19 protein-coding genes are annotated in these 21,779 nt (G+C 52.4%); 10 read left to right on the top strand and 9 right to left on the bottom strand.

The window, feature by feature from the left end; translation table 11 throughout:
- The first annotated feature begins 17 nt into the window (after positions 1 to 17).
- On the top strand, positions 18 to 554 hold the full coding sequence (locus PS2015_RS00095; protein WP_058023060.1) for a gamma carbonic anhydrase family protein: 537 nt from the start codon (positions 18 to 20) through the stop codon (positions 552 to 554).
- On the opposite strand, the gene aroE is transcribed toward PS2015_RS00095, so the two are convergent.
- From aroE to dprA, 4 genes are read right to left on the bottom strand one after another with little or no spacing between them, the layout of a single operon-like run.
- On the bottom strand, positions 533 to 1,375 hold the full coding sequence (aroE, locus tag PS2015_RS00090) for a shikimate dehydrogenase (RefSeq protein WP_058020252.1): 843 nt from the start codon (positions 1,373 to 1,375) through the stop codon (positions 533 to 535). The genes PS2015_RS00095 and aroE overlap by 22 nt on opposite strands.
- Positions 1,375 to 2,307 carry an oxygen-dependent coproporphyrinogen oxidase gene (gene hemF, locus PS2015_RS00085; RefSeq protein ID WP_058020251.1) on the bottom strand — a complete coding sequence of 311 codons (933 nt, stop codon included), beginning with the start codon at positions 2,305 to 2,307 and terminating at the stop codon, positions 1,375 to 1,377. The genes aroE and hemF overlap by 1 nt, the downstream gene beginning before the upstream one ends.
- A 36-nt stretch (positions 2,308 to 2,343) precedes the next feature.
- A complete protein-coding gene (tsaC, locus tag PS2015_RS00080) occupies positions 2,344 to 2,925 on the bottom strand; it encodes an L-threonylcarbamoyladenylate synthase type 1 TsaC (RefSeq protein ID WP_058020250.1) in 582 nt (193 codons plus the stop codon).
- Between the two features lie 12 nt (positions 2,926 to 2,937).
- A complete protein-coding gene (gene dprA, locus PS2015_RS00075) occupies positions 2,938 to 4,065 on the bottom strand; it encodes a DNA-processing protein DprA (RefSeq protein ID WP_058020249.1) in 1,128 nt (375 codons plus the stop codon).
- 138 nt (positions 4,066 to 4,203) lie between these two features.
- Here dprA and def point away from each other — a divergent pair, with 138 nt between their 5' ends.
- The 5 genes from def to PS2015_RS00050 all read left to right on the top strand — a co-directional run bounded on the left by def (position 4,204) and on the right by PS2015_RS00050 (position 9,984).
- Complete coding sequence (gene def, locus PS2015_RS00070; protein ID WP_058020248.1) at positions 4,204 to 4,716, top strand: peptide deformylase; 513 nt, start codon at positions 4,204 to 4,206, stop codon at positions 4,714 to 4,716.
- Positions 4,717 to 4,723: 7 nt separating this feature from the next.
- Positions 4,724 to 5,716, top strand: a complete 993-nt coding sequence (fmt, locus tag PS2015_RS00065) for a methionyl-tRNA formyltransferase (RefSeq protein ID WP_156412607.1) — start codon at positions 4,724 to 4,726, stop codon at positions 5,714 to 5,716.
- Positions 5,713 to 7,065 (top strand): 16S rRNA (cytosine(967)-C(5))-methyltransferase RsmB, encoded by a 1,353-nt coding sequence (gene rsmB, locus PS2015_RS00060; protein WP_058020246.1) that lies wholly within the window; start codon positions 5,713 to 5,715, stop codon positions 7,063 to 7,065. The genes fmt and rsmB overlap by 4 nt, the downstream gene beginning before the upstream one ends.
- 73 nt (positions 7,066 to 7,138) lie before the next feature.
- Positions 7,139 to 8,512: a Trk system potassium transporter TrkA gene (gene trkA, locus PS2015_RS00055; protein ID WP_058020245.1), complete on the top strand. Its 1,374-nt coding sequence runs from the start codon at positions 7,139 to 7,141 to the stop codon at positions 8,510 to 8,512.
- Positions 8,513 to 8,532: 20 nt separating this feature from the next.
- Positions 8,533 to 9,984 (top strand): TrkH family potassium uptake protein, encoded by a 1,452-nt coding sequence (locus PS2015_RS00050; RefSeq protein ID WP_058020244.1) that lies wholly within the window; start codon positions 8,533 to 8,535, stop codon positions 9,982 to 9,984.
- 15 nt (positions 9,985 to 9,999) lie between these two features.
- Here the strand turns inward: PS2015_RS00050 and PS2015_RS00045 are convergent, their stop codons facing one another.
- Positions 10,000 to 10,899, bottom strand: a complete 900-nt coding sequence (locus PS2015_RS00045; RefSeq protein WP_058020243.1) for a lysophospholipid acyltransferase family protein — start codon at positions 10,897 to 10,899, stop codon at positions 10,000 to 10,002.
- A gap of 105 nt (positions 10,900 to 11,004) precedes the next feature.
- On the opposite strand from PS2015_RS00045, the gene glyQ reads away from it, so the two are divergent.
- From glyQ to PS2015_RS00025, 4 genes are read left to right on the top strand one after another with little or no spacing between them, the layout of a single operon-like run.
- Complete coding sequence (gene glyQ / locus PS2015_RS00040; RefSeq protein ID WP_058020242.1) at positions 11,005 to 11,922, top strand: glycine--tRNA ligase subunit alpha; 918 nt, start codon at positions 11,005 to 11,007, stop codon at positions 11,920 to 11,922.
- A 30-nt stretch (positions 11,923 to 11,952) separates the two neighbouring features.
- On the top strand, positions 11,953 to 14,034 hold the full coding sequence (gene glyS / locus PS2015_RS00035; RefSeq protein WP_058020241.1) for a glycine--tRNA ligase subunit beta: 2,082 nt from the start codon (positions 11,953 to 11,955) through the stop codon (positions 14,032 to 14,034).
- 5 nt (positions 14,035 to 14,039) lie between these two features.
- Entirely contained in the window at positions 14,040 to 14,627 is a 588-nt protein-coding gene (gene gmhB, locus PS2015_RS00030) for a D-glycero-beta-D-manno-heptose 1,7-bisphosphate 7-phosphatase (RefSeq protein WP_058023059.1), read from the top strand.
- Positions 14,621 to 15,337: a lysophospholipid acyltransferase family protein gene (locus tag PS2015_RS00025; RefSeq protein WP_058020240.1), complete on the top strand. Its 717-nt coding sequence runs from the start codon at positions 14,621 to 14,623 to the stop codon at positions 15,335 to 15,337. Before gmhB ends, PS2015_RS00025 begins: the two co-directional genes overlap by 7 nt.
- Positions 15,338 to 15,343: 6 nt before the next feature.
- Here PS2015_RS00025 and gyrB read toward each other — a convergent pair whose 3' ends face one another.
- The 4 genes from gyrB to dnaA are packed head-to-tail and all read right to left on the bottom strand — an operon-like array spanning position 15,344 to position 21,587.
- A complete protein-coding gene (gene gyrB / locus PS2015_RS00020; RefSeq protein ID WP_058023058.1) occupies positions 15,344 to 17,764 on the bottom strand; it encodes a DNA topoisomerase (ATP-hydrolyzing) subunit B in 2,421 nt (806 codons plus the stop codon).
- A 21-nt stretch (positions 17,765 to 17,785) separates the two neighbouring features.
- A complete protein-coding gene (recF, locus tag PS2015_RS00015; protein ID WP_169792244.1) occupies positions 17,786 to 18,919 on the bottom strand; it encodes a DNA replication/repair protein RecF in 1,134 nt (377 codons plus the stop codon).
- 19 nt (positions 18,920 to 18,938) lie between these two features.
- Entirely contained in the window at positions 18,939 to 20,045 is a 1,107-nt protein-coding gene (gene dnaN / locus PS2015_RS00010) for a DNA polymerase III subunit beta (protein WP_058020238.1), read from the bottom strand.
- A gap of 45 nt (positions 20,046 to 20,090) precedes the next feature.
- The gene (gene dnaA / locus PS2015_RS00005) at positions 20,091 to 21,587 is read right to left on the bottom strand and encodes a chromosomal replication initiator protein DnaA (RefSeq protein WP_058023057.1); all 1,497 of its coding nucleotides are present in this window, start codon (positions 21,585 to 21,587) and stop codon (positions 20,091 to 20,093) included.
- Positions 21,588 to 21,779 lie beyond the last annotated feature (192 nt).

Below are 21,779 nucleotides of genomic sequence, written 5' to 3'. Positions count from 1 at the left end.
ATGAACGAAGAGGCAACATGTCCGTCAGAGCATTTGAAGAACATCAACCGATCATGGGCAGCCGCGTATTCGTGGACGACTCTGCCGTTGTGATCGGCAATGTCGACATTGGTGAAGACTCCTCAATCTGGCCTATGGCTGTCATCCGAGGCGATATCCACCAGATTCGTATCGGCAAGCGCAGCAGTATCCAGGATGCGTCCGTCGTGCATGTCACCCACGATGGCCCCTTTAACCCCGGTGGGTTTCCCTGCAATATAGGCGATGATGTGACGGTCGGGCATAAGGTCATGTTGCACGGTTGCACAATTCAGGACCGAGTGCTTGTCGGTATGGGAGCCACTGTGATGGACGGTGCGATTGTTGAGTCGGAAGTTATCCTCGGCGCCGGCAGTCTGGTACCACCAGGCAAAACCCTGAAAAGTGGCTTTCTGTATGTCGGATCGCCGGCCAAACAGGCCCGGCCTCTCACCGAACAGGAGCGGGCTTTTTTCACTTATACAGCCAATAAGTACCGGGAGCTTAAAGACCGTTATCTGGCCAATTCAGCCTGAAGTGCCTTGATAACCGGCGCCGTCCTGGGCATGACGCCCCGCCAGATACGAAATGATTCAGCAGCCTGCTCAACCAGCATGCCACTGCCATCCAGCGCCAGCGCGGCTCCCCGTTCCTGTGCCCAATGCTGAAACACTGTGCCGCCAGGCGCATAAACCATGTCATAGCATCCAGTTTGTGGTCTGATCAAACTATCCGGCAACGGCGGCATCTCACCCTGCAGGCCACTGGAGCTGCCATTGATTATCCAGTCGGGTGAGAAACCTGAGGTACTGAGTTGCTCATACGACAGCACCCGCACAGGCATGAGATCTGCAAAGTGCTGCGCCAGTGCCTGCGCCCTTGCCAGAGTACGATTAACTACCGTCAGCGATTCCGGCCCCGCATCGATGAGCCTGGGAATAACTCCACGCACAGCACCGCCAGCGCCCAGAATCAATATGTTGCTGCCTTTAAGGCTGGACGCGTGATTTATTTCTAGGTCCCGTACCAGACCTGTCCCGTCAGTGTTATCGCCAGCCAGGCGACCATCATCCAGCATGTACAGCGTGTTAACCGCTCCTGCCAGCTCAGCATTCGGCGTCCGCCACTGGGCCAACTGCCAGGCACTCTCCTTGTGCGGCACCGTAACATTAAGTCCTTTGCCTCCCGCCGCAAAAAAGTCATTCACCCCATCAGGGAAGTCTTCCGGCGCCAGCTCGAGCCGCTCGTAGACCATTGATTGTCCGGTCTGTTTGGCAAACAGCGCGTGAATCATGGGTGATTTGCTGTGCGTCACAGGGTAACCAGTAACGGCGTAGCGGTCTGGCGTCAATGTCATCAGATCCAATCCCGCGCGCCCAGAAAGTCAGTGTACAGACGAGCTTCCTCACTGTCTGGCTCAGGGTGCCAATCATAAACCCAGCGCACCTCTGGCGGCAGCGACATCAAAATCGATTCCACACGACCCAGGCCTGATTGCAGACCAAACAGCGTTCCCCGGTCATACACCAGATTGAACTCCACATACCGGCCACGGCGGTAACGCTGAAACTGTTTGTGCTGTTCCGTAAATGGAGTGTTCTTGCGTGCCTCAACAACAGGCGCATAGGCTTCTACATAACTGTCAGCCAACTGCTGCACCATGGCAAAGCTCTGCTCAAAAGGCATCTCGTTGAAGTCATCGAAGAACAGACCACCAATGCCACGGGTTTCCTGTCGATGCGGCAGATAGAAATACTCATCACACTCTTTTTTGAAACGGGGGTAGAGGTGTTCGCCATGCGCGTCGCAGGCTGCCTTGGCAACCCTGTGCCAATGCTGACAGTCCTCGACATTACCGTAATAGGGCGTCAGGTCGTATCCACCACCAAACCACCATACTGGTGCCTCGCCTTCTTTCTCGGCAATAAAAAACCGGAAATTGGCATGAGATGTCGGTACAAACGGATTATCCGGGTGAATAACCAGCGAGACTCCCATAGCCTGAAAGCTGCGCCCGGCCATCTCCGGTCGACTGGCCGAGGCGGCTGGCGGCAGAGAATCACCAAATACATGCGAAAAATTCACACCGCCTTTTTCAAACACCGCACCATCACTGATCACCCGGGTAATCCCGCTTCCTCCGCTTTCGCGTTGCCAGGCATCCTCATGAAAAGTCTGGCGGCCGTCAATGCTCGCCAGGCGATCGCAGATTGAATTCTGCAAGCGCAGTAAAAACGCTTTGACAGCATCCGCATCGACTTGTTGAGACCTGGTATTTTCTCCCGACATTTGCGCTCTCCTGTTGCATCGCTGACATTATATCTGTCAGTCAGCCCGCATAACCCTGCCACTGGCAAGATCAATAATTTTTGAAGGTTTAGCCGCACCGCCAAGGCTGCCCGGCAAAATAAAATCCAGCTTGTGTCCCAGTTGCTTCTCCAACTGTACTCTGGTCCGTACCGCCGGTCGGCCCGCAAGATTTGCCGAGGTTGAAACAACCGGACCACCAACACGCTCGCAAAGTGCCTTCACCAGCGGATGACTGCTGACACGAACGGCCACGGCAGGATGCTGACCTTTAATCCACAGTGGAACCTGCGATGCCAGATCCGGCACAAGAAACGTCACCGGACCACTTTCTGCCTGATGTTGCCAGGCCCGGGCAAGTTGTTGTTGTTCTGAAGTGCTGAGCATTTTCAGCAGAAAGTCGAGCTGATCTGTAGACGCAGCTACCAGTATCATACCTTTTTCAACCGGTCGTTGTTTGATCTGCAACAAGTCGAAACAGGCTTGCTCATTATCGGGATCACAGCCCAGACCCCACACAGCTTCTGTCGGGTACGCGATGATACCGCCACTGTGGACAACAGAAGCCGCCTGACTTACCGCCAATTCATTAATACGCATTTCCTGTTTACCTTAACGATTCAAGGCCCATTTTCCAGCTGATCTGTAGATATGCCCACTGATTTCCAGTTTCAGAAGCCGCGCGGCAAGCTCAGCATGAGACAGACCCGACAGCCTCTGCAATTGATCTGTCGTGATGGGGTCATCACCGATCAATTTGAACAAATCGCGACAGCCTGAAGGCAGTCGCGCACGGCTGGTCTGTTCCTTAACCTTCTCCAAGAGCTCAATCTGACCTTGCAACAGCGGTTGCAAGGCGTCAATCACGTCGGCGGCATTTTCGGTCAGGGTGGCACCGTCACGCAATAGCTGATGACAACCTCGACTGCCTGGCATGTTGACTGAACCGGGCACTGCAAAGACGTTTCGGTTTTGCTCCAGCGCCAGTCGGGCTGTGATCAGGGAGCCGCTACGCAGACTGGCCTCTACTACGCATACGCCCAGACTCATTCCGCTGATTATGCGATTGCGCTGGGGAAAGTGAAAAGTATCAGGTGCCGTGTTCAGGGGAAACTCTGATACCACCGCGCCATTGACCTCACCACCTGTTATCTTTGATGCCAATTGACGATTAGCGAGTGGATACACATTCTTCAGGCCACTGCCCAACACCGCAACCGTTGGTCTGCAATTTTCCACAGCGGCACGGTGAGCTGCCGTATCAATTCCGCTGGCCAGGCCACTACTGATGACCAGTCCCGCGCGGCAGAGCTCACGACTGAGGGTGGCGGCAATATCACGGCCATAACGGGAGCTGTTGCGGCTGCCAACGATCGCCAGCATGGGCTGGCTTAGCACCTGCGGATCTCCTGCAACATAAAGCACCGGCGGAGGGTCGGCGATTTCCCGCAAAAGTGGCGGGTAGAATGCATCCGGCCAGCACAAAATATGATGACCGGGCTGCGTCAGCCAGTCCATATCAAGCAGCATGCGCTGATGCGCGACTGACTGCGGCTCCCTTGCGCGGCTGATGGCCTCTGCCAACGCAGGTTCCAGACCAGATGCTGTCAGCAATGACACCGGCTGATCCAGCACACGTCCCGGATCACCCAGGCTATGCAGCAGGCGGGATAGGCGGCGGCCACTGGCCTTCGCGCCGTGGTACAGCAATAACCAGTCCTGCAATTGCTCAGACTGCATCAATAGACTCCGTGTATTATTCGCTTTGAAATTTCCGGGGGTTCGCCCGGGTCTCGCTGTGCTACAATTTGTTATTCTTTTTATGGCACAGATCGCGCACGGTTGCCCGATCTGTCATCCGGTTTAGTGGAGTGAGCTATGGCCAGACTGGACATTCTAGAGTTCCCCGATGCCCGGCTGCGCACGATTGCGCAACCAGTCAAGACATTTGATGCCGCCTTGCAGCAGCTTATTGATGATATGTTCGAGACAATGTACGAGGCTCCGGGCATCGGTCTGGCAGCTACGCAGGTTAACGAACATATCCAGCTCATCGTCATTGATGTTTCGGAGGATCGTAGCGAGCCTCTGGTTTTTATCAATCCATCGATCAGCGTGGTCGACCAGGAGCTGGCCGAATACGACGAAGGCTGCCTGTCAGTGCCCGGTTTTTATGAAACCGTCAGTCGGCCGCGCCAGGTTATAGTTAAAGCTCTCGACAGACAGGGCCAGGCCTTCGAAATGACCGTTGAGGGTTTGCTGGCCACCTGTATTCAGCATGAGATGGATCACCTGAACGGCAAGTTGTTTGTAGACTATCTAAGCACTCTGAAGCGACAGCGCATTCGCAGCAAACTGGAAAAAGCACACAAACTGGCCGCCAGCGCCTGAAACGGAAATCATGTCAGATCTTAAACTGGTGTTTGCCGGTACACCGGCCTTTGCTGCTTCTCATTTACAAGCTCTGATCGATGCCGGGCATGAGATTGCGGCCGTTTATACACAGCCTGACCGGGCTGCCGGTCGCGGAAAAAAACTGCAGGCCAGCCCGGTCAAACAGCTTGCCGAAAAACATGGTCTCCCCGTGTTCCAGCCACCGTCACTGAAGGACTCCGAAGAACAGCGGAAACTTGCTGAACTGGACGCCGACCTGATGATTGTGGTGGCTTACGGCCTGATTCTGCCGCAGGCTGTTCTCGATACGCCCAGACTGGGCTGCATCAATGTGCATGCCTCATTACTCCCCCGTTGGCGCGGCGCGGCTCCCATCGAGCGCGCCATTCTTGCTGGAGACTCGCAAACCGGGATTACGATCATGCAAATGGATGTCGGCCTGGATACCGGGGATATGCTTTACACCCTGAAAACCCCGATTAAGCCGGATGATGATCGCGTTTCGCTGGAACAACGGTTGGCGACTCTGGGCCAGCAGGCATTGCTGCACTGTTTGCAGAGCTCGCAGAGCTTTAGCGAACTGGCCGCACACGCGCAAAAGCAGGACGATAACCTGAGCACCTACGCCCGCAAACTCGATAAAGCAGAGGCATTGATCGACTGGCAGGCATCGTCCGAGCAGATCAATCGCTGCATTCGTGCCGGCATCGGTCGGCATCCGGCATTTACTTTTTTGGGCACTGAACGGATTCGTTTTCTCAAGGCGACCTGCTGCCCTGACACCTCCCCGGCGACTCCTGGCACCATCATCAGCCACGACAAAAACTCACAGGGACAGGCCTTTATCACGATCGCCTGTAGTGACGGCACATTGCAGCTCGAAAGTCTGCAACTGGCCGGCAAAAATCCGATGCCCGTCGGCGAGGTATTAAACGCACGCCGGGCCATGTTCGCCATCGGTGAACAGTTCACCTCGCAAACGCCGGACCCGGCATGACACCAGCCAAAGTACGCGCAGAAGCTGCCCGCATACTGACTCACCTGATCAGCGGACAACAAGGCTCGCTGGCCAATCTGATGCCGCGAGGCACGTCAGCTGATGACGCGCAGGGACTACCGTTGCTGCAAGAGTTATGTTTCGGCACCTGCCGCTGGTTCTATCGGCTGGAAGCTCAGCTTCAAAACTTTCTGGACAAGCCATTAAAGAAAAAAGACGCCGATATTCATTGCCTGCTGTTGATCGGCCTCTATCAGCTGGAGTATTTGCGGCTGCCAGCCTATGCCGCCATTAATGAAACCGTAAATGCTGCCGTGGTATTAAAAAAGGTCTGGGCCAAGCGACTGATAAATGCTGTGCTGCGGCGTTATCAGCGTAGTCGGGATGAAAAACAGAACAGTGCTGCTCCGCCGCACAATACGGCGGAGCAGTATGCGTTTCCGGCATGGCTGGCCGATGCGCTTCAACAAGCCTGGCCAGAACACTACCCACATGTACTGGATCAGAGTAATCAACATCCACCCATGACCCTGCGTGTTAATCAACAGCATATATCCGCCGCGGATTACCTGCTGGAGCTGGAACAAGCCGGTTTTTCAGGGCAAGTCGGTAAATTTTCTGAAACCGCCGTGTATCTGGATCGGGCTGTAGCCGTGTCGGCTTTGCCGGGCTTTGCTGATGGCTGGGTCAGTGTTCAGGACGAAGCATCACAATTGATTCCGGGGCTGTTGCAGCTTTTACCGGGTTTGAGCGTGCTGGATGCCTGTGCCGCGCCCGGCGGTAAGACCTGCCATATCCTGGAGAACCAGCCCCGACTTGCCTCTATCACAGCCGTGGACATCGAAGAGCGCCGACTGAATCGTCTGCATCAGAATGTGCAGAGACTCCGCTTGCCGGAACATGCTTTGCGTGTGAAAGCCGCCGATGCCACCAAACCTGATCAGTGGTGGGACGGTAGTCCCTTTGACCGTGTTCTGCTTGATGCGCCATGCTCTGCAAGCGGCATTATCCGACGCCAGCCCGACATCAAGTTGCTGCGCCGGGCAGAGGATATCCCGCGCCTGGCGGCGTTGCAGGCGCGCTTACTGGATTCGCTCTGGAGCACCCTGGCACCTGGCGGCCTGATGCTTTACACCACCTGCTCGATCCTGCCCGCTGAAAACACTCTGCAAATAGCGGCATTTCTGCACCGGACTCCCGACGCCACAGAGATTCCCATATCCGGGGAGGGCAGCAGCGGACGGTGGGGCATACAATGCCTGCATGGCAGGCAGTTGCTGCCAGAAAATCATGGTCCGGATGGATTCTTCTATGCTTTGCTTCAAAAAGCCGCGGATCAGCCACAATAATGTCTTGTAAGTACTGACCAGCAAAAGGATAATTCCGCAGCAGCAGGATTAAACGGCAGGAGTCGGCTTTTTCATGAAAATAATCATTCTGGGCTGCAACCAGGTCAGCGCCTCTCTGGCTGAGAACCTGGCCAGCGAAAACACCGACATTACTCTGGTGGATCCCGATGCTGATGCTTTGCGTGAACTGAAAGACCGCCTGGATATTGGTATCGCGCAGGGCTGGCCTTCTCACCCTGATGTGCTGCGCGCCGCCGGCGCTGAAGATGCCGACATGATTATCGCCGTCACAGAAAACGACGAAATTAACATGGTCGCCTGCCAGATAGCCTACTCCATTTTCAAAACACCCAAAAAGATTTGCCGACTGCGCTCGGCATCCTACATTGCGCAAGAGGACTTGTTCCGTCCCGACGCCATCCCGCTTGATGTTGTGATCAGCCCGGAACTGCTAGTCTCCAATTATATTAAACGCCTGATCGACCTGCCGGGCTCACTTCAGGTGCTGGACTTTGCAGATGGCAACGCTCAGCTAGTCGCCGTGCGCGCCTACTATGGTGGCCCGCTGGTGGGGCAGGAAATTCGCTTTCTGCGGGAACACATGCCGAAGGTAGATGCGCGAGTAGCTGCAATATTTCGCCGTAACCGAGCCATTACCCCTGAGGGCTCTACCGTTATCGAAGCCGATGACGAGGTGTTTTTTATCGCTGCCCCCAAAAACATCAAAGCTGTTATCAGCGAACTGCGCCGCATGGATCGACCCTACCGACGTCTGATCATCGCCGGCGGTGGCAATATCGGGGCGCGACTGGCAGCTGCACTGGAGGCGCGTTACCAGGTCAAAGTTATTGAGTTCAATGCCGATCGCTGCACTTTCCTGTCAGAACATTTGAACAAGGCCGTGGTACTCAACGGTATGTCGTCGGATAAAAAATTACTTCAGGAAGAAGGCATAGCCGACACCGATGTGTTTCTGGCGCTGACCAATGATGACGAGGCGAATATCATGTCCGCCTTACTGGCCAAAAGACTCGGGGCACGAAAGGTCATGTGCCTGATCAGCAATCCGGCATACGTGGACCTGGTGCAGGGGGGCGAAATTGATATCGCGATTTCACCACAACAGGCATCTATAGGCAGTCTGTTGACCCATATCCGCAAAGGCGACATTGTTAATGTGCACTCACTTCGTCGTGGTGCAGCAGAGGCCATGGAGGCCATTGCCCATGGCGATGCGCACTCATCCAAGGTTGTAGGCCGCGCTCTGGAGGATATTGATTTGCCAGCGGGCACGACCATCGGAGCAATCGTCCGTGACGAGGAAGTTCTGATTGCTCACGACGATATCGTCATCGAGCCGGAGGATCACGTCATTCTGTTTCTAACCGACAAAAAACGCATTCCCGAGGTGGAGCGCTTGTTTGCTGTCGCCTTTACCTTCTTCTGATGCGAGGCCAGAACTGAGTCATGCACTTTTCTGTGGTTGCGCGCATTCTGGGTGTCCTGCTGATGTTATTCAGCATTCTGGCGAACCTGCCGGCCATCATTGTCTCGGTCATTTACAGTGACGGAGAAGTGCAGTCTTTCTGGCAATCGATGATGATCACCTTTGCGGTGGGGTTTGCTCTGTGGCTCCTTACCCTGCGCTCCAGAAAAGAAATGCGTACCCGTGATGGATTTCTGGTCGTGACGCTGTTCTGGACAGTACTCAGTACCTTCGGTGCATTACCCTTCCTGTTTTCTCTGGATGTGCGCCTGTCCATTACCGATGCTGTGTTTGAGTCCTTCTCAGGCCTGACGACCACCGGTGCAACAGTGATGACGGGCCTGGAAATGCTGCCAAATTCCATTCTGTTTTACCGCGCCCAGCTCCAGTGGCTTGGTGGTATGGGTATTGTGGCTCTGGCTGTCGCCGTGCTGCCCATGCTCGGCATTGGTGGTATGCAGCTATATCGTGCCGAAAGCCCGGGGCCGGTAAAAAACGACAATCTGGTGCCACGGCTGGCAGAAACTGCCAAAGCGCTCTGGTATATCTACCTGAGTCTGACGGCAGCCTGCACACTGGCGTACTGGGGCGCAGGCATGTCTTTGTTCGACGCCATCTGCCACAGTTTTACAACCGTAGCCATTGGTGGCTTTTCTAACTACGACGCCAGCATCGGCTATTTTGACAGCAATACTATCAACCTGATTGCTGTATTTTTTATGTTCATTGCCGGTATCAACTTTGCGCTGCACTTTACCGCCTGGCAGCGGCGCAGCCTGATTCAGTACCTGCAGGATCCGGAAACCAAGTTTTATGCAGGTGTGTTGGGCGGCGTTGCGCTGTTCACAATCACAGTGCTTTATGCAACGCAGACCTACGATATACAGAATGCGCTGGTGCATGGATTGTTTCAGACAGTGTCTATTGCAACGACTACTGGTTACTCGACAGCTGACTTCAACAGTTGGCCCTATGCTCTACCGTACCTGCTGATCTACGCATCCATCATCGGCGCCTGCGCTGGCTCTACCGGTGGGGGCATGAAAGTGATTCGTATCCTGCTGATTTTTAAGCAGGGTATTCGTGAGATCAAACGGCTTATCCATCCCAATGCCATTATTACGGTAAAACTCGGCCGGCGTATGGTACCCGACAATGTTATCGAAGCGGTCTGGGGTTTCTTTGCCGTTTATGTAATGGTCTACATGGGCCTGTTGATTGTCCTGCTGGCCATGGGTATGGAGGTGTTGACTGCCTTCAGCGCGGTTGGAGCCTGTCTTAACAACCTGGGACCAGGCCTGGAAGGCGTGGCTGCTAACTACGCTGACATTTCGGATCCAGCAAAATGGGTACTGTGTCTGGCCATGCTGCTTGGCCGACTGGAAATTTTCACCCTGCTGGTACTCTTTATGCCCATGTTCTGGCGGCGCTGAGCGGACCATACCCACTCAATAGAATCGTTCAGATTCCTCTTCGGGCCGCTTTCGGAAGCGTTTGTATTCCCATTGATACTGGCTCGGCAGGGAGCGCACACATTTCTCCACAGACCTGTTCATCGCGGCAGCCGCCAGTTCGACATTTTTGCTATTGATTTCGGGGTCAGCCGGTTCAAATACTATCCGGTAGCCACGACCAGCCGGAAGTCGTTCAGCGTAAGCGAAAATAACAATTGCGCCGGTTTTTGCGGCCAGTTTTGGCAACAGCGTCATGGTGTAAGCCGGAATGCTGAAAAATGGTGCAAATACGCCACCTTCCGATTTGGGTTGCTGGTCCGGCAGGATGCCGGCTGCGCCGCCCTGCATCAGGGTTTTATTCAGCCGCACCACGCCATGTCGATCCGTTGCAACCAGTTCAGCACCTGCCTTGGCCCGCGAATTGGCAATCAGCGAATTGAGTCCTTTGATTTTTGGCGGTTTATATAAGGTAGTGAGGGGTGCCAGGGTGGACACATAGATACCCAATAGCTCCCAGCTTCCCAGGTGAGGCGCCGCATAAATGATGCCCTTGCCGCTTTGCTGTGCCTGCGTGACATGCTCCATGCCATCCACTTTTGTGACCAGCGCCATAATCCGATCCAGTTTGCCGTACCACATATGACCCAGTTCCAGGCCGGTTTTTATGGTTTCACAGATGCTGCGTCGGGCCAGCCGACGTCGCTCCTGTTCAGACACTTCTGGCATGGCTCTACGCAGATTGATCAGTGTAACCCGACGTGTCTCCGTCGGCAGTAGATAGATCAGCGTACCTGCCAGGGCTCCCAACAGGTGCAACAAGCGCAGCGGCAAAAAAGCCAGCAGTTTCAGAAAAGCCTTGATGATGGTTGTCTTCAGGGTATCGATGTTACTCACTCCGGTCCGGGCTTCAGTTGAGGTTGCTCATTTTAGCGCAGTGGATATTAACTGCCTAATCCAGCATAATTGCGCCTTTTCAACCGATTGAGATTGGGGTGAGTTGTGTCCGTAAAAACCTTCCAAGGATTGATTCTGGCGCTTCAGGAATTCTGGGCCAGGCAGGGTTGTGTTGTTTTACAGCCTCTGGATCTGGAAGTGGGGGCCGGTACGTTTCATCCAGCCACTTTTTTGCGCGCCATCGGGCCAGAGAGCTGGCGAACCGCCTACGTGCAGCCTTCGCGGCGACCAACTGACGGGCGTTACGGCGAAAACCCAAATCGGTTGCAGCACTATTATCAATTTCAGGTGATTTTGAAACCATCGCCGCCGGATATCCAGGATCTGTATATTGCCTCTCTTAAACACCTGGGCATTGATCCCAATATTCACGATATCCGTTTTGTCGAAGATAACTGGGAGTCGCCCACACTGGGCGCCTGGGGACTGGGCTGGGAAGTCTGGCTGAATGGCATGGAGGTGACACAGTTCACCTACTTCCAGCAGGTTGGCGGACTGGAATGCTTTCCGGTCAGTGGAGAGATCACCTATGGTCTGGAGCGGATCGCTATGTATTTGCAGGGCGTGGACAGCCTGTATGATCTGGTCTGGACTGAAGGCCCGGACGGTGTCGTGACCTATGGCGATGTCTTTCACCAGAACGAGGTGGAAATGTCCGCCTACAACTTTGAACATGCCAATGTAGAGTCTCTGTTCCGTAATTTTGATGAGTGCGAGGCTGCATGTTCGGCCCTGATCGAAAAAGGTCTGCCACTGCCTGCCTATGAGCAGGTGCTGAAGGCTTCTCATTACTTCAACCTGTTAGATGCTCGTCAGGCAATTTCTGTTACTGAGCGGCAGCGTTTTATTTTGCGGGTACGAACCCTGTCCCGCCAGGTTGCTGAGAGTTACTTTGAAAGTCGCCGCCAGTTGGGCTTTCCGCTGGCACCCGAAGAGCTGCGTGAAGCGGCTCTCAATGCATAAATAATTTTCCGGGCAGAATTAGTTATCACCATGACAAGTAAAGATTTTTTAGTAGAAGTAGGGTGTGCCGAACTACCACCCAAGTCTCTTCGTGGACTGTCTGAAGCATTCACTAACGGGGTCAGGGCAGGCCTGGAAGCCGCTGGACTGACCTACGAGTCGATTGTTCCCTTCGCAAGTCCGCGACGTCTGGCTGTCCGGGTCGAGAACCTGGCCGTACGCCAGGATGACGTGCAACAGGAAAAATTCGGGCCGGCGGTCAAAGCCGCCTTCGACGAAAACGGCAAGCCAACCCCGGCCGCAGCCGGATTCGCGCGCGGCTGTGGCGTTGAGGTGTCGGAGCTTGGCCAGGAAGAAAAAGACGGAACCCTCAAATTGGTCTATCGAGCTGTGCAGGCCGGCGCGGCTACAAGCACGCTTCTGCCCGGCATTGTGCAACTGTCGCTGGCCAAATTGCCCATCCCCCGCAAGATGCGCTGGGGAAGTACCCGCGATGAGTTTGTTCGACCTGTTTACTGGCTGGTCATGTTGTTTGGTGATGAGCTAATCGACACGGAACTGTTTGGTGTGCGCAGTGCCCGACTTACCCGGGGGCATCGCTTTCATTGCCAGGAACCTATCGAGCTTCTGTCACCAAAGAGCTATGAGCAGCAATTGCTCAATCCAGGCTTCGTAATCGCCGACTACGAGCAGCGCAAAGACCAGGTCCAGGCTCAGGTATTGGCGAAGGGTGAAAAGCTTGGTGCCCAGGTGAAAATAGATACTGATCTGCTGGACGAGGTTACCAGCATGGTCGAATGGCCAGTGGCCTTGACCGGGCGTTTCGATGAGCATTTTTTGTCAGTGCCCGCCGAGGCTCTGGTTTCTTCCATGAAAAACCATCAAAAAACGTTCTACGTCGAGGACGACAAAGGTCAGTTAATGCCATTTTTTGTCGCCGTCGCCAACCTTGAAAGTAATGATCCCGACCAGGTGGTGGCGGGTAACGAACGGGTGATCCGGCCTCGTCTTGCGGATGCAGCGTTTTTCTATGAGACGGATCGCAAAGAACCTCTGGGTAATCGCCTGCAGCAATTGGGCAATATCGTCTTTCAGCAGCAACTGGGCACTGTCGAGCAAAAAAGTCGGCGTGTGGCGCTGCTTGCGCTTCAAATCGCAGATGCGCTCAATCTTGACCCGGCTCCCTGCGAGAGAGCAGCGTTGCTTGGCAAATGCGACCTGGTTACGCAGATGGTTGGCGAGTTCCCGGAGCTGCAGGGTATTATGGGTTATTACTATGCTCTGCACGATGGCGAATCTGCTGAGGTCGCACAGGCAATCAATGAGCAATACCTGCCGCGCTACGCCGGGGATGCTGTTGCTGATACTCTGACCGGCGCCGTGCTGGCGATCGCCGAGAAACTGGATACCATTTGCGGTTTGTTTGCCATCGGCCAGCCACCGACCGGCTCAAAAGACCCCTTTGCCTTGCGTCGCGCGGCATTGGGTGTACTGCGCACGCTGGTTGAAAAATCGCTGGACCTGGACCTGTCAAAGGCGATTCATGACTCCCTGGATAGCTACCTGAAGCAGGGTGTGTCTGTTCCGCAGGAAACAGCGCAACAGGTATTCGATTTTATGTTGGAGCGCTTCAGGGCATGGTATCTGGGCGAAGGCGTTTCTGCGGAAGTCTTCCAGTCCGTTATGGAACTGAAACCCGTCAAGCCGCTGGATTTTGCCTTGCGTGTCCACGCCGTCAATCGCTTCGCACAACTGCCCGAGAGTGGTGCACTGGCGGCCGCGAATAAACGCGTTTCCAATATTCTGCAGAAGTTCGATGGCACACTGCCTGCCACAATAGACCCGTCATTGCTCGCGGAAGATGCAGAAATCAAACTCGCTGATGCATTGGTCGACACCCTGGCGCTGGTTCAGCCCCTGTTTGAACAGCGCGAATACACCAGCGGGCTTGAGAAGCTGGCAGCCATTCGTGATCACGTTGATGCATTCTTTGATCAGGTGCTGGTAATGGCAGATGATCAGCAAGTTCGTGCGAACAGATTGACTCTGTTATCTGAGCTGCGCAACATCTTCCTACAGGTTGCGGATGTATCCTGCCTGCACAGAAGCTAATGCTTATGGCATCACAACAAAGCAGGCTGATTATCCTTGATCGCGACGGGGTGATTAACGAGGACTCGGACGCCTTTATCAAGTCAGTGGATGAGTGCACGCCCATTCCTGGCAGCATTGAAGCTATAGCACGCCTGAGCCAGGCTGGCTTTACTGTCGTGGTTGCCACCAATCAATCCGGAATCGCCAGAGGCCTGTTAAATGAATTCGCCCTGGCCTGCATTCATCAATATCTTTCCGACCTGGTGGAGGAGCAGGGAGGTCTGATTTCTGGCTTTTTTTATTGCCCCCACGGACCTGAATCCGGTTGCGTATGTCGCAAACCCGAACCCGGGCTGCTTGATCAGATTAGTGCCGAGTATGGACTTGAATTATCTGGCGTACCGATGGTAGGTGATAGTCTGCGCGACTTACAGGCCGCAATCGCAGCCGGCTGTACACCAATCCTGGTTCGGAGCGGCAAAGGGGAACGTACCATATCGGAAGGTTTGCCCTCAGCGTTTTCCAACTGCGCGATTTACCGGAACTTGAGCGAATTTGTAGATGTCATTCTTGCCACTCAGGTGGACAGGGAGCTGTTTCCAAGATGTTGATGAAAATACGTTCATGGTTGTTTTTTGTTGGTTATGCAGCGCTAACCTTCATCGTCTCCACTCTGATATTCCTGTTGTTCTGGCTACTGCCAGCAAAACGTCGTTTCTATCTGTACGCGCTGTGGTGTCGACTGGTGCTAGGCTGGTTGCGCATCACCTGTGGTATCAGTTATCGCATACAGGGACTGGAGAATATCCCTGCCACGCCCGTGGTTGTCCTGAGCAATCATCAAAGTACCTGGGAAACTATTTTTCTGTATCAGTTGTTTACCCCGGTTTGTCCGATCCTCAAAAAAGAATTGCTGGATATTCCGTTCTGGGGCTGGGCGCTGAAATTACAGCAACCAATCGCAATCGACCGAAGTAAACCAAGAGAGGCTGGCAAGTCCTTACTGACCCAGGGGAGCGCAAGAATAAAGGATGGAATCTCAGTATTGGTTTTTCCTGAAGGCACTCGTGGGACAGCCGGCCGTTTGGGAAAATTTTCCCGAGGTGGTGCACAACTGGCTGTGGCGACCGAAACCATGGCTATTCCGGTACTTCACAATGCAGGAAGATGTTGGCCGCCAGGCACAATTATCAAGAATCCCGGAGTCATTGACGTTGTGGTCGGCAAGCCGCTGACAGTCGAGGGCAAGTCTTCAAAGGAACTTGCCGCCGACTTTGATCAATGGGTGGCGAACCATAAGGACAGCCTGGGACTGTCCTGACTACTTTTAAATATCCAGGTTCTGAACGGCCAGAGCATTTGATTCGATGAATTCACGGCGTGGATCAACCTGATCACCCATCAGTGTTGTAAATAGCTGATCTGCACTTATCGCATCTTCGATGGTCACCTGTAACATACGGCGACTGTCAGGATCCATGGTGGTTTCCCATAGTTGATCGGGGTTCATTTCGCCTAATCCCTTATAGCGCTGCAGATAGTGACCCTTCATTGCGTCGTTGGTGAGCCATTGCAAAGCATCCCCAAACGATTGAATTTCCTCGGTTTTTTCTCCGCGCTTCACAAAGGCACCGTCTTCGATCAGGCCGTCCAGCATTTGCCCTAGCTTACGCAGTGCACGATACTCTCCTGAACCGAAGAAGTCCTTGCTGAAGCGGAAATCGCGAGTCAGTCCATGCAGGCTATGAATCACATTTGGCAGGAAAATGTGTCTTTCCGGATCCTCATAAGGAGTCATGATGTAGCATAAGGAAGTCTTGGGGTGAATGATTTTCAGTTGCTCATGCAACTTTGATAGCCAGGCAGTTATGGCCTCCTGATTATATTCCTCTGGCGTCAGTGGCGTCGTGTAAATCATGGCTTCCAGAATTTCACTGGGATACAGACGCTCCAGGCGCTTAATCATGGCATAAGTGGAATGGTATTGCTTCACCATGGCTTCCAGGGCATCACCAGAAATAGCCGGAGCATCCTTGTTCACATGCAGGCTGGCACCTTCAAGTGCGATCTGAGTCTGATAACGAGCCAGTTCATCGTCATCTTTCAAGTATTGCTCCTGCTTACCTTTTCTCACCTTGTAGAGCGGTGGTTGGGCGATATAGACATAGCCACGCTCCACAAGCTCACGCATTTGCCGGAAAAAGAAGGTTAGCAATAGTGTACGGATATGGGATCCATCAACATCGGCATCGGTCATGATGATGATGCGGTGATATCGCAAGCTGTCTGCGGAGAACTCTTCCTTGCCAATGCCACAACCGAGAGCCTTGATCAAGGTGCCAATTTCAGCGGAGCTTAACATCTTGTCAAAGCGCGCTTTCTCCACATTCAGGATTTTACCCTTCAGTGGCAGGATTGCCTGATTCTTGCGATTCCTGCCTTGCTTGGCAGAACCACCCGCGGAATCACCCTCCACAATGTAAAGTTCAGAGAGTGCCGGGTCCTTTTCCTGACAATCAGCCAGTTTGCCCGGGAGCCCGGCCATGTCGAGAGCGCCCTTACGACGAGTCATTTCTCTGGCCTTACGGGCTGCCTCACGGGCTCTTGCCGCGTCTATCATCTTGCCAACAATCTGCTTGGCTTCATTGGGGTTTTCCAGCAAGAAATCCGTGAAATGAGAAACCATCTCTTGTTCTACTGCGGTTTTCACCTCAGATGAGACCAGTTTATCCTTGGTCTGAGATGAGAATTTCGGATCGGGAACCTTAACTGAAATCACCGCTGTCAGGCCTTCACGGGCATCATCGCCTGTGGTTGTGACTTCCTTGCCTTTTTTGGCTGCGACTTCCTTATCAATATAGGTTTTCAGTACGCGAGTCAAAGCACTGCGAAAGCCGGCCAGGTGGGTACCGCCATCACGTTGGGGGATATTATTGGTATAGGGAAATATGTTTTCCTGGTACGTATCATTCCACTGTAGCGCGACTTCAACGCTGATGCCGTCGTCCGGACGCTCGGCCTGGAAGTGAAATATTTTGTTTATAGGCGTTTTATTCGTGTTCAGATATTCAACAAAGGCTCTCAAGCCTCCATCATATTTATAAGTATCCTGCTTGCCACTGCGTTCATCTTTCAGATTGATCGTGACACCAGCGTTCAAGAAGGCCAGCTCGCGTAGCTTTTTGGCCAGAATGTCATAGTGAAATTCAATATTCTTGAAGGTGTCAGCGGAGGGCTTGAAAAACGTTTCTGTGCCCGTCACGTCAGTATCGCCAACCACTTTTAAAGGTGCCTGCGGTACGCCATGAGCGTAGTACTGTTCGTGGACCTTGCCGCCCCGGCGAATAGTCAGTTTTAGCTCTTCGGATAGGGCGTTAACTACAGATACGCCGACCCCATGCAAGCCGCCTGACACCTTGTAGCTGTTGTCGTCGAATTTTCCGCCAGCGTGCAGTACCGTCATAATGACTTCGGCGGCTGAAACGCCTTCGGCGTGCATTTCCGTAGGAATACCACGTCCGTTGTCATAAACGGAGATAGCTTCACCCACATGAACAACCACGGTGATCTCGTCGCAATGCCCAGCCAGCGCTTCGTCGATGGAGTTGTCCACAAGCTCAAACACCATGTGGTGCAGACCTGTGCCATCTTCGGTATCGCCAATATACATGCCAGGGCGCTTTCGTACGGCATCAAGGCCTTTAAGCACTTTAATGCTGGACGAATCGTATGTTGATTCCGTAGTCATTTCATTCTCCATATTGGATTTTCACGCACTGCGTATTTTACCATGTTCCACGTGGAACTTGCCTGAGGTCTTGAGACTTATTTCTGCCACTTCGGGCAGATCTTCTGCTTCAATCGCTGTGAAAAAGCACTGGGCACCTGACTTCGCCAATCTTTCGATGACTTTCGCCCGATTCTCTCGGTCGAGTTCTGACGCAAGGTCATCTATAAGATAGGTACATCGATTAACTTGCTCAGTCTTCTCAAATCTCAGCCTATCAATCAATTGGCCTGCCGCCAACTTGAGAGCACATACCAATAATTTGATCTGACCTCGACTCAATATCTCTGCTGCAAGCACACCATCACTTCTAATTTGAAAGTCTGCACGATGCGGCCCATATAGCGTCATGCCGTATTGAAGCTCTCGCGGCCTTGCATCTCTAAGTGTATTGGCGAGTGATTCTGAATTATCCCAACCCGACTTGAATTCAAAGCCCAGCTCATAGTGCGGAAGAAAGTCCTTGGCTATTTCCCGGAAATAGGGCAGTAGCAAGTCAAACAGCAACCGTCTATCAGAGTCAATGAGCTCACCCAAAGTCGCAATTTCATGCTCCCATACTAGAAGCAGCCCTTCCTGTTCAACCCTACTAAGAGCCCCGAACCCTTCGCGTGACATTGATTTGAGAACAGCGTTCCTCTGACTCACAGCCCTTCGATAATCCCGCCATCGAGAAATAAAAGAATGTTCCACGTGGAACATCATCCAATCAAGAAAACGTCGCCGGAGCTTGGCACCACCCTCTAGTAATGAAAAGCTATCTGAATTAATTAACTGAAGGGGTAGAAGTTCAGCGACTGTCTGAAAGTTCTTTTGACTCTCTGAAAAAACTCTCAGATCAAGTAAGCCTTGACGGCTCTTGCTCAGGCCGATGCGACCTTCTTTCCCCTCAATGCCTGCAACAATCAGAAAGCTTTGCTGATCCACTTGCAGCAACGGAGATATTTTATGTGTACGAAAAGAACGGCCGACACTAAGATAATGAATGCTCTCGAGAAGGCTGGTTTTACCGCTGCCGTTAGGACCACAGATCAGATTAAAGCCAGGAGAGGGTTTAAAGTCGACTGCCTTCAAATTACGAAAGCAGTCAACTGAATAACTCGTCAGGATGGACATGCTGCCCTGGTAAAATTCGTTACAGACGCATGGGCATAACAACATAGAGAGCGTCAGACGGAGAAACTGCTTCCACTAGGGCGCTACTATTTGAATCTGAAAGTGTAAATTTCACTTTATCACTGTCCAATACGTTTAATACATCCAGAAGATAACTGACGTTAAATCCTATCTCAAGTCTATCGCCGTCATACTCTACTGCAACCATATCTTCGGCTTCTTCCTGCTCAGGGTTGTTCGCAAGAATGGTCAGTTCCTCACCGTTAAACTGCAAGTGCACACCGCGATACTTTTCGTTAGACAGAATGGACGCTCTATTGAATGCCTGCCGTAAGGTGCTCTTGTCACCCAGCACTGTTTTGTCACCGCCCTTAGGTAGGACCCGCTGATAATCCGGGAATTTCCCATCCACCAACTTGGAAGTAAAGGTAAAGTCTTTTAGTTTTGCCCGGATATGACTCAAACCAATCAGCAACGCCAAATCTTCATCACCAGGTTCCGCCAGAAGCCTTGATAACTCCAGGACACCCTTTCGGGGAACAATCAACTGCTGAACCTCAGTCGCCCCAGTCTCCAGTCCTGTCGTATGCATAGCCAGACGATGACCATCTGTTGCAACAACTCTGAACCAGGACGGCCCTACCTCAAACAACATACCGTTAAGATAATAACGGACATCCTGCTGTGCCATGGCAAAGGCACATGAATCAATCAGGGCCTTGAGCTGACTACGCTCAATGTGAACCTCAAAAGTACCAGGCTCATCCACAGTTACTGGAAAATCAGAGGCCGGCAGGGTAGCCAACGTAAAGCGGCTGCGACCTGCCTTAACGATGAATTTATTCTCTTCCAGGAGAAAATCCAGTTGCGCTTCTTCAGGCAAAGACTTGCAGATATCCAACAACTTGCGTCCGGGTACTGTTACTTCCCCCTCACGGCTTCCATCGTTTACCCTGACGCGCCCGATAAGCTCAACTTCCAGATCTGTACCCGTAATCTCAAGCACACCGTTTTTTAATGTGAGCAGTACGTTAGCCAACACGGGCAAAGTGTGTCGTCGCTCGACCACACCGGCCGCCAACTGCAGTGGCTTAAGAATCGCATCCCTGGTTATTGTAAATTGCATAATCCAATCTCGGTTAAGTCAAAGATTTCAGTTAATTGTTAGCTTTCATGTCGCTAAGGCGCGCAGCAAATTATTGTAGTCCTCGGCAAGATCCTGCGAACTGCCTCGCAGATTCTTGACCTGCTTACACGCATGCAACACCGTTGTATGGTCACGGCCACCAAATGCGTCACCAATTTCCGGCAGACTATGGTTGGTCAGTTCCTTGGCCAGGCTCATCGCTATTTGCCTTGGCCGCGCAACAGAGCGGTTACGTCTTTTAGACAACATATCAGACATCTTGATTTTATAGTACTCAGCCACTGTCCGCTGAATATTATCTACAGAGACCAATTTATCGTGCAACGCAAAAAGATCCCGTAATGCCTCTCTAACCAGATCCAGATCAATCGGTCTACCCACGAAATTAGCGTGAATAATCACTTTCTTCAACGCGCCTTCCAGCTCTCGAACATGAGAACGAAGACGCTGGGCAATAAACATGGCCGCATCTCCCGGAAGATCGACATTACTCTGTGCTGCCTTGTTAATAAGGATGGCCGCCCGCGTCTCCAATTCTGGTGGTTCTACGGCAACACTCAGACCCCAACCAAAACGAGACTTGAGCCTCTCTTCCAACCCATTGATTTCTTTATGGTATCTGTCGCTGGTCAGGATAATCTGCTGACCACCTTCAAGCAGAGCGTTAAAGGTATGAAAGAACTCCTCCTGAGAACGCTCTTTGCCTGCAAAAAACTGAATATCATCAATCAACAGTGCATCCACCGATCGATAATATCGCTTAAACTCATTGATGGCGTTAAGTTGCAGCGCGGTCACCATTGTTGCCACGAAAGTTTCGGAATGCAGATAAACCACTCTGGCGTCAGGTTTATGCGCCAGCATATGATTCCCGATAGCGTGCATAAGGTGGGTTTTACCAAGACCGACACCACCATAGATAAAAAGCGGGTTATAGGCACCACCGGGATTTTCGGCAACCTGCATGGCAGCCGCACGCGCCAGTTGATTAGACTTACCCTCGATAAAATTATCAAAGGTATTTTCGCTGTTCAGTGAACCCTTGTGTCGAAGCTTCCCCTCAATTATCAGATCCATCTTTTTAGCAGTAGCACTGCCACGTCGATCATGCGTCGATTTCGATAGCGACGACTCCTTAGCACGATCTTTGCTGAAACCTTTCAGCACCTCGCCTCCAAGACGACCCAACTCCTCAGAGTTTTTTTCCGCAGCATCCGGAATCTCCATCTTGCGAGCGGTTTCCGGACTCCGGCTCAACGCTGCTGATTGGATGCTGTTACCACCCCCCACTTCAATATCAACGGTAAGTTGATCATTGCCTGTCTGTGTTTTGACAAACTCAATGATCCTGCTATGAAACTTGTCTCTGACCCAATCCTGAACAAAGCGGTTAGGCGCAAACAAAATCAGTTGATGAGAATAGAATTCCGCCTGAAGAGGCCGGATCCATGTATTAAACTGTTGAGAAGGAAGCTCATCCCTTAGGTGCTCAACGCACTGCTGCCAGGTTGTCTGTAGCACGACTTTCACTGCCCTGTAGTCTGTTATTGATATAAATTTGATCAAGCGATGGCCAATGATTCTACAGCGCAGATTTATACTTATCCACACCTTAAGATAACTTTTTACCTATAATTTATTATTAAATATTAATATACTTTTCAATTGCTTATGATTAATAAAAACAAAATATATGACAAAAACAGAGGCTTA

Source organism: Pseudohongiella spirulinae (assembly GCF_001444425.1).
GTDB lineage: Bacteria > Pseudomonadota > Gammaproteobacteria > Pseudomonadales > Pseudohongiellaceae > Pseudohongiella > Pseudohongiella spirulinae.
This window is presented reverse-complemented; position numbering and strand designations above follow the sequence as displayed.

Bases quoted from the DNA above. Each gene is read 5' to 3' on its own strand.
- PS2015_RS00095 (WP_058023060.1), top strand. From the start codon at position 18: ATGTCCGTCAGAGCATTTGAAGAACATCAACCGATCATGGGCAGCCGC.
- aroE (WP_058020252.1), bottom strand. From the start codon at position 1,375: ATGACATTGACGCCAGACCGCTACGCCGTTACTGGTTACCCTGTGACG.
- hemF (WP_058020251.1), bottom strand. From the start codon at position 2,307: ATGTCGGGAGAAAATACCAGGTCTCAACAAGTCGATGCGGATGCTGTC.
- tsaC (WP_058020250.1), bottom strand. From the start codon at position 2,925: ATGCGTATTAATGAATTGGCGGTAAGTCAGGCGGCTTCTGTTGTCCAC.
- dprA (WP_058020249.1), bottom strand. From the start codon at position 4,065: ATGCAGTCTGAGCAATTGCAGGACTGGTTATTGCTGTACCACGGCGCG.
- def (WP_058020248.1), top strand. From the start codon at position 4,204: ATGGCCAGACTGGACATTCTAGAGTTCCCCGATGCCCGGCTGCGCACG.
- rsmB (WP_058020246.1), top strand. From the start codon at position 5,713: ATGACACCAGCCAAAGTACGCGCAGAAGCTGCCCGCATACTGACTCAC.
- trkA (WP_058020245.1), top strand. From the start codon at position 7,139: ATGAAAATAATCATTCTGGGCTGCAACCAGGTCAGCGCCTCTCTGGCT.
- PS2015_RS00050 (WP_058020244.1), top strand. From the start codon at position 8,533: ATGCACTTTTCTGTGGTTGCGCGCATTCTGGGTGTCCTGCTGATGTTA.
- glyS (WP_058020241.1), top strand. From the start codon at position 11,953: ATGACAAGTAAAGATTTTTTAGTAGAAGTAGGGTGTGCCGAACTACCA.
- gmhB (WP_058023059.1), top strand. From the start codon at position 14,040: ATGGCATCACAACAAAGCAGGCTGATTATCCTTGATCGCGACGGGGTG.
- PS2015_RS00025 (WP_058020240.1), top strand. From the start codon at position 14,621: ATGTTGATGAAAATACGTTCATGGTTGTTTTTTGTTGGTTATGCAGCG.
- gyrB (WP_058023058.1), bottom strand. From the start codon at position 17,764: ATGACTACGGAATCAACATACGATTCGTCCAGCATTAAAGTGCTTAAA.
- recF (WP_169792244.1), bottom strand. From the start codon at position 18,919: ATGTCCATCCTGACGAGTTATTCAGTTGACTGCTTTCGTAATTTGAAG.
- dnaN (WP_058020238.1), bottom strand. From the start codon at position 20,045: ATGCAATTTACAATAACCAGGGATGCGATTCTTAAGCCACTGCAGTTG.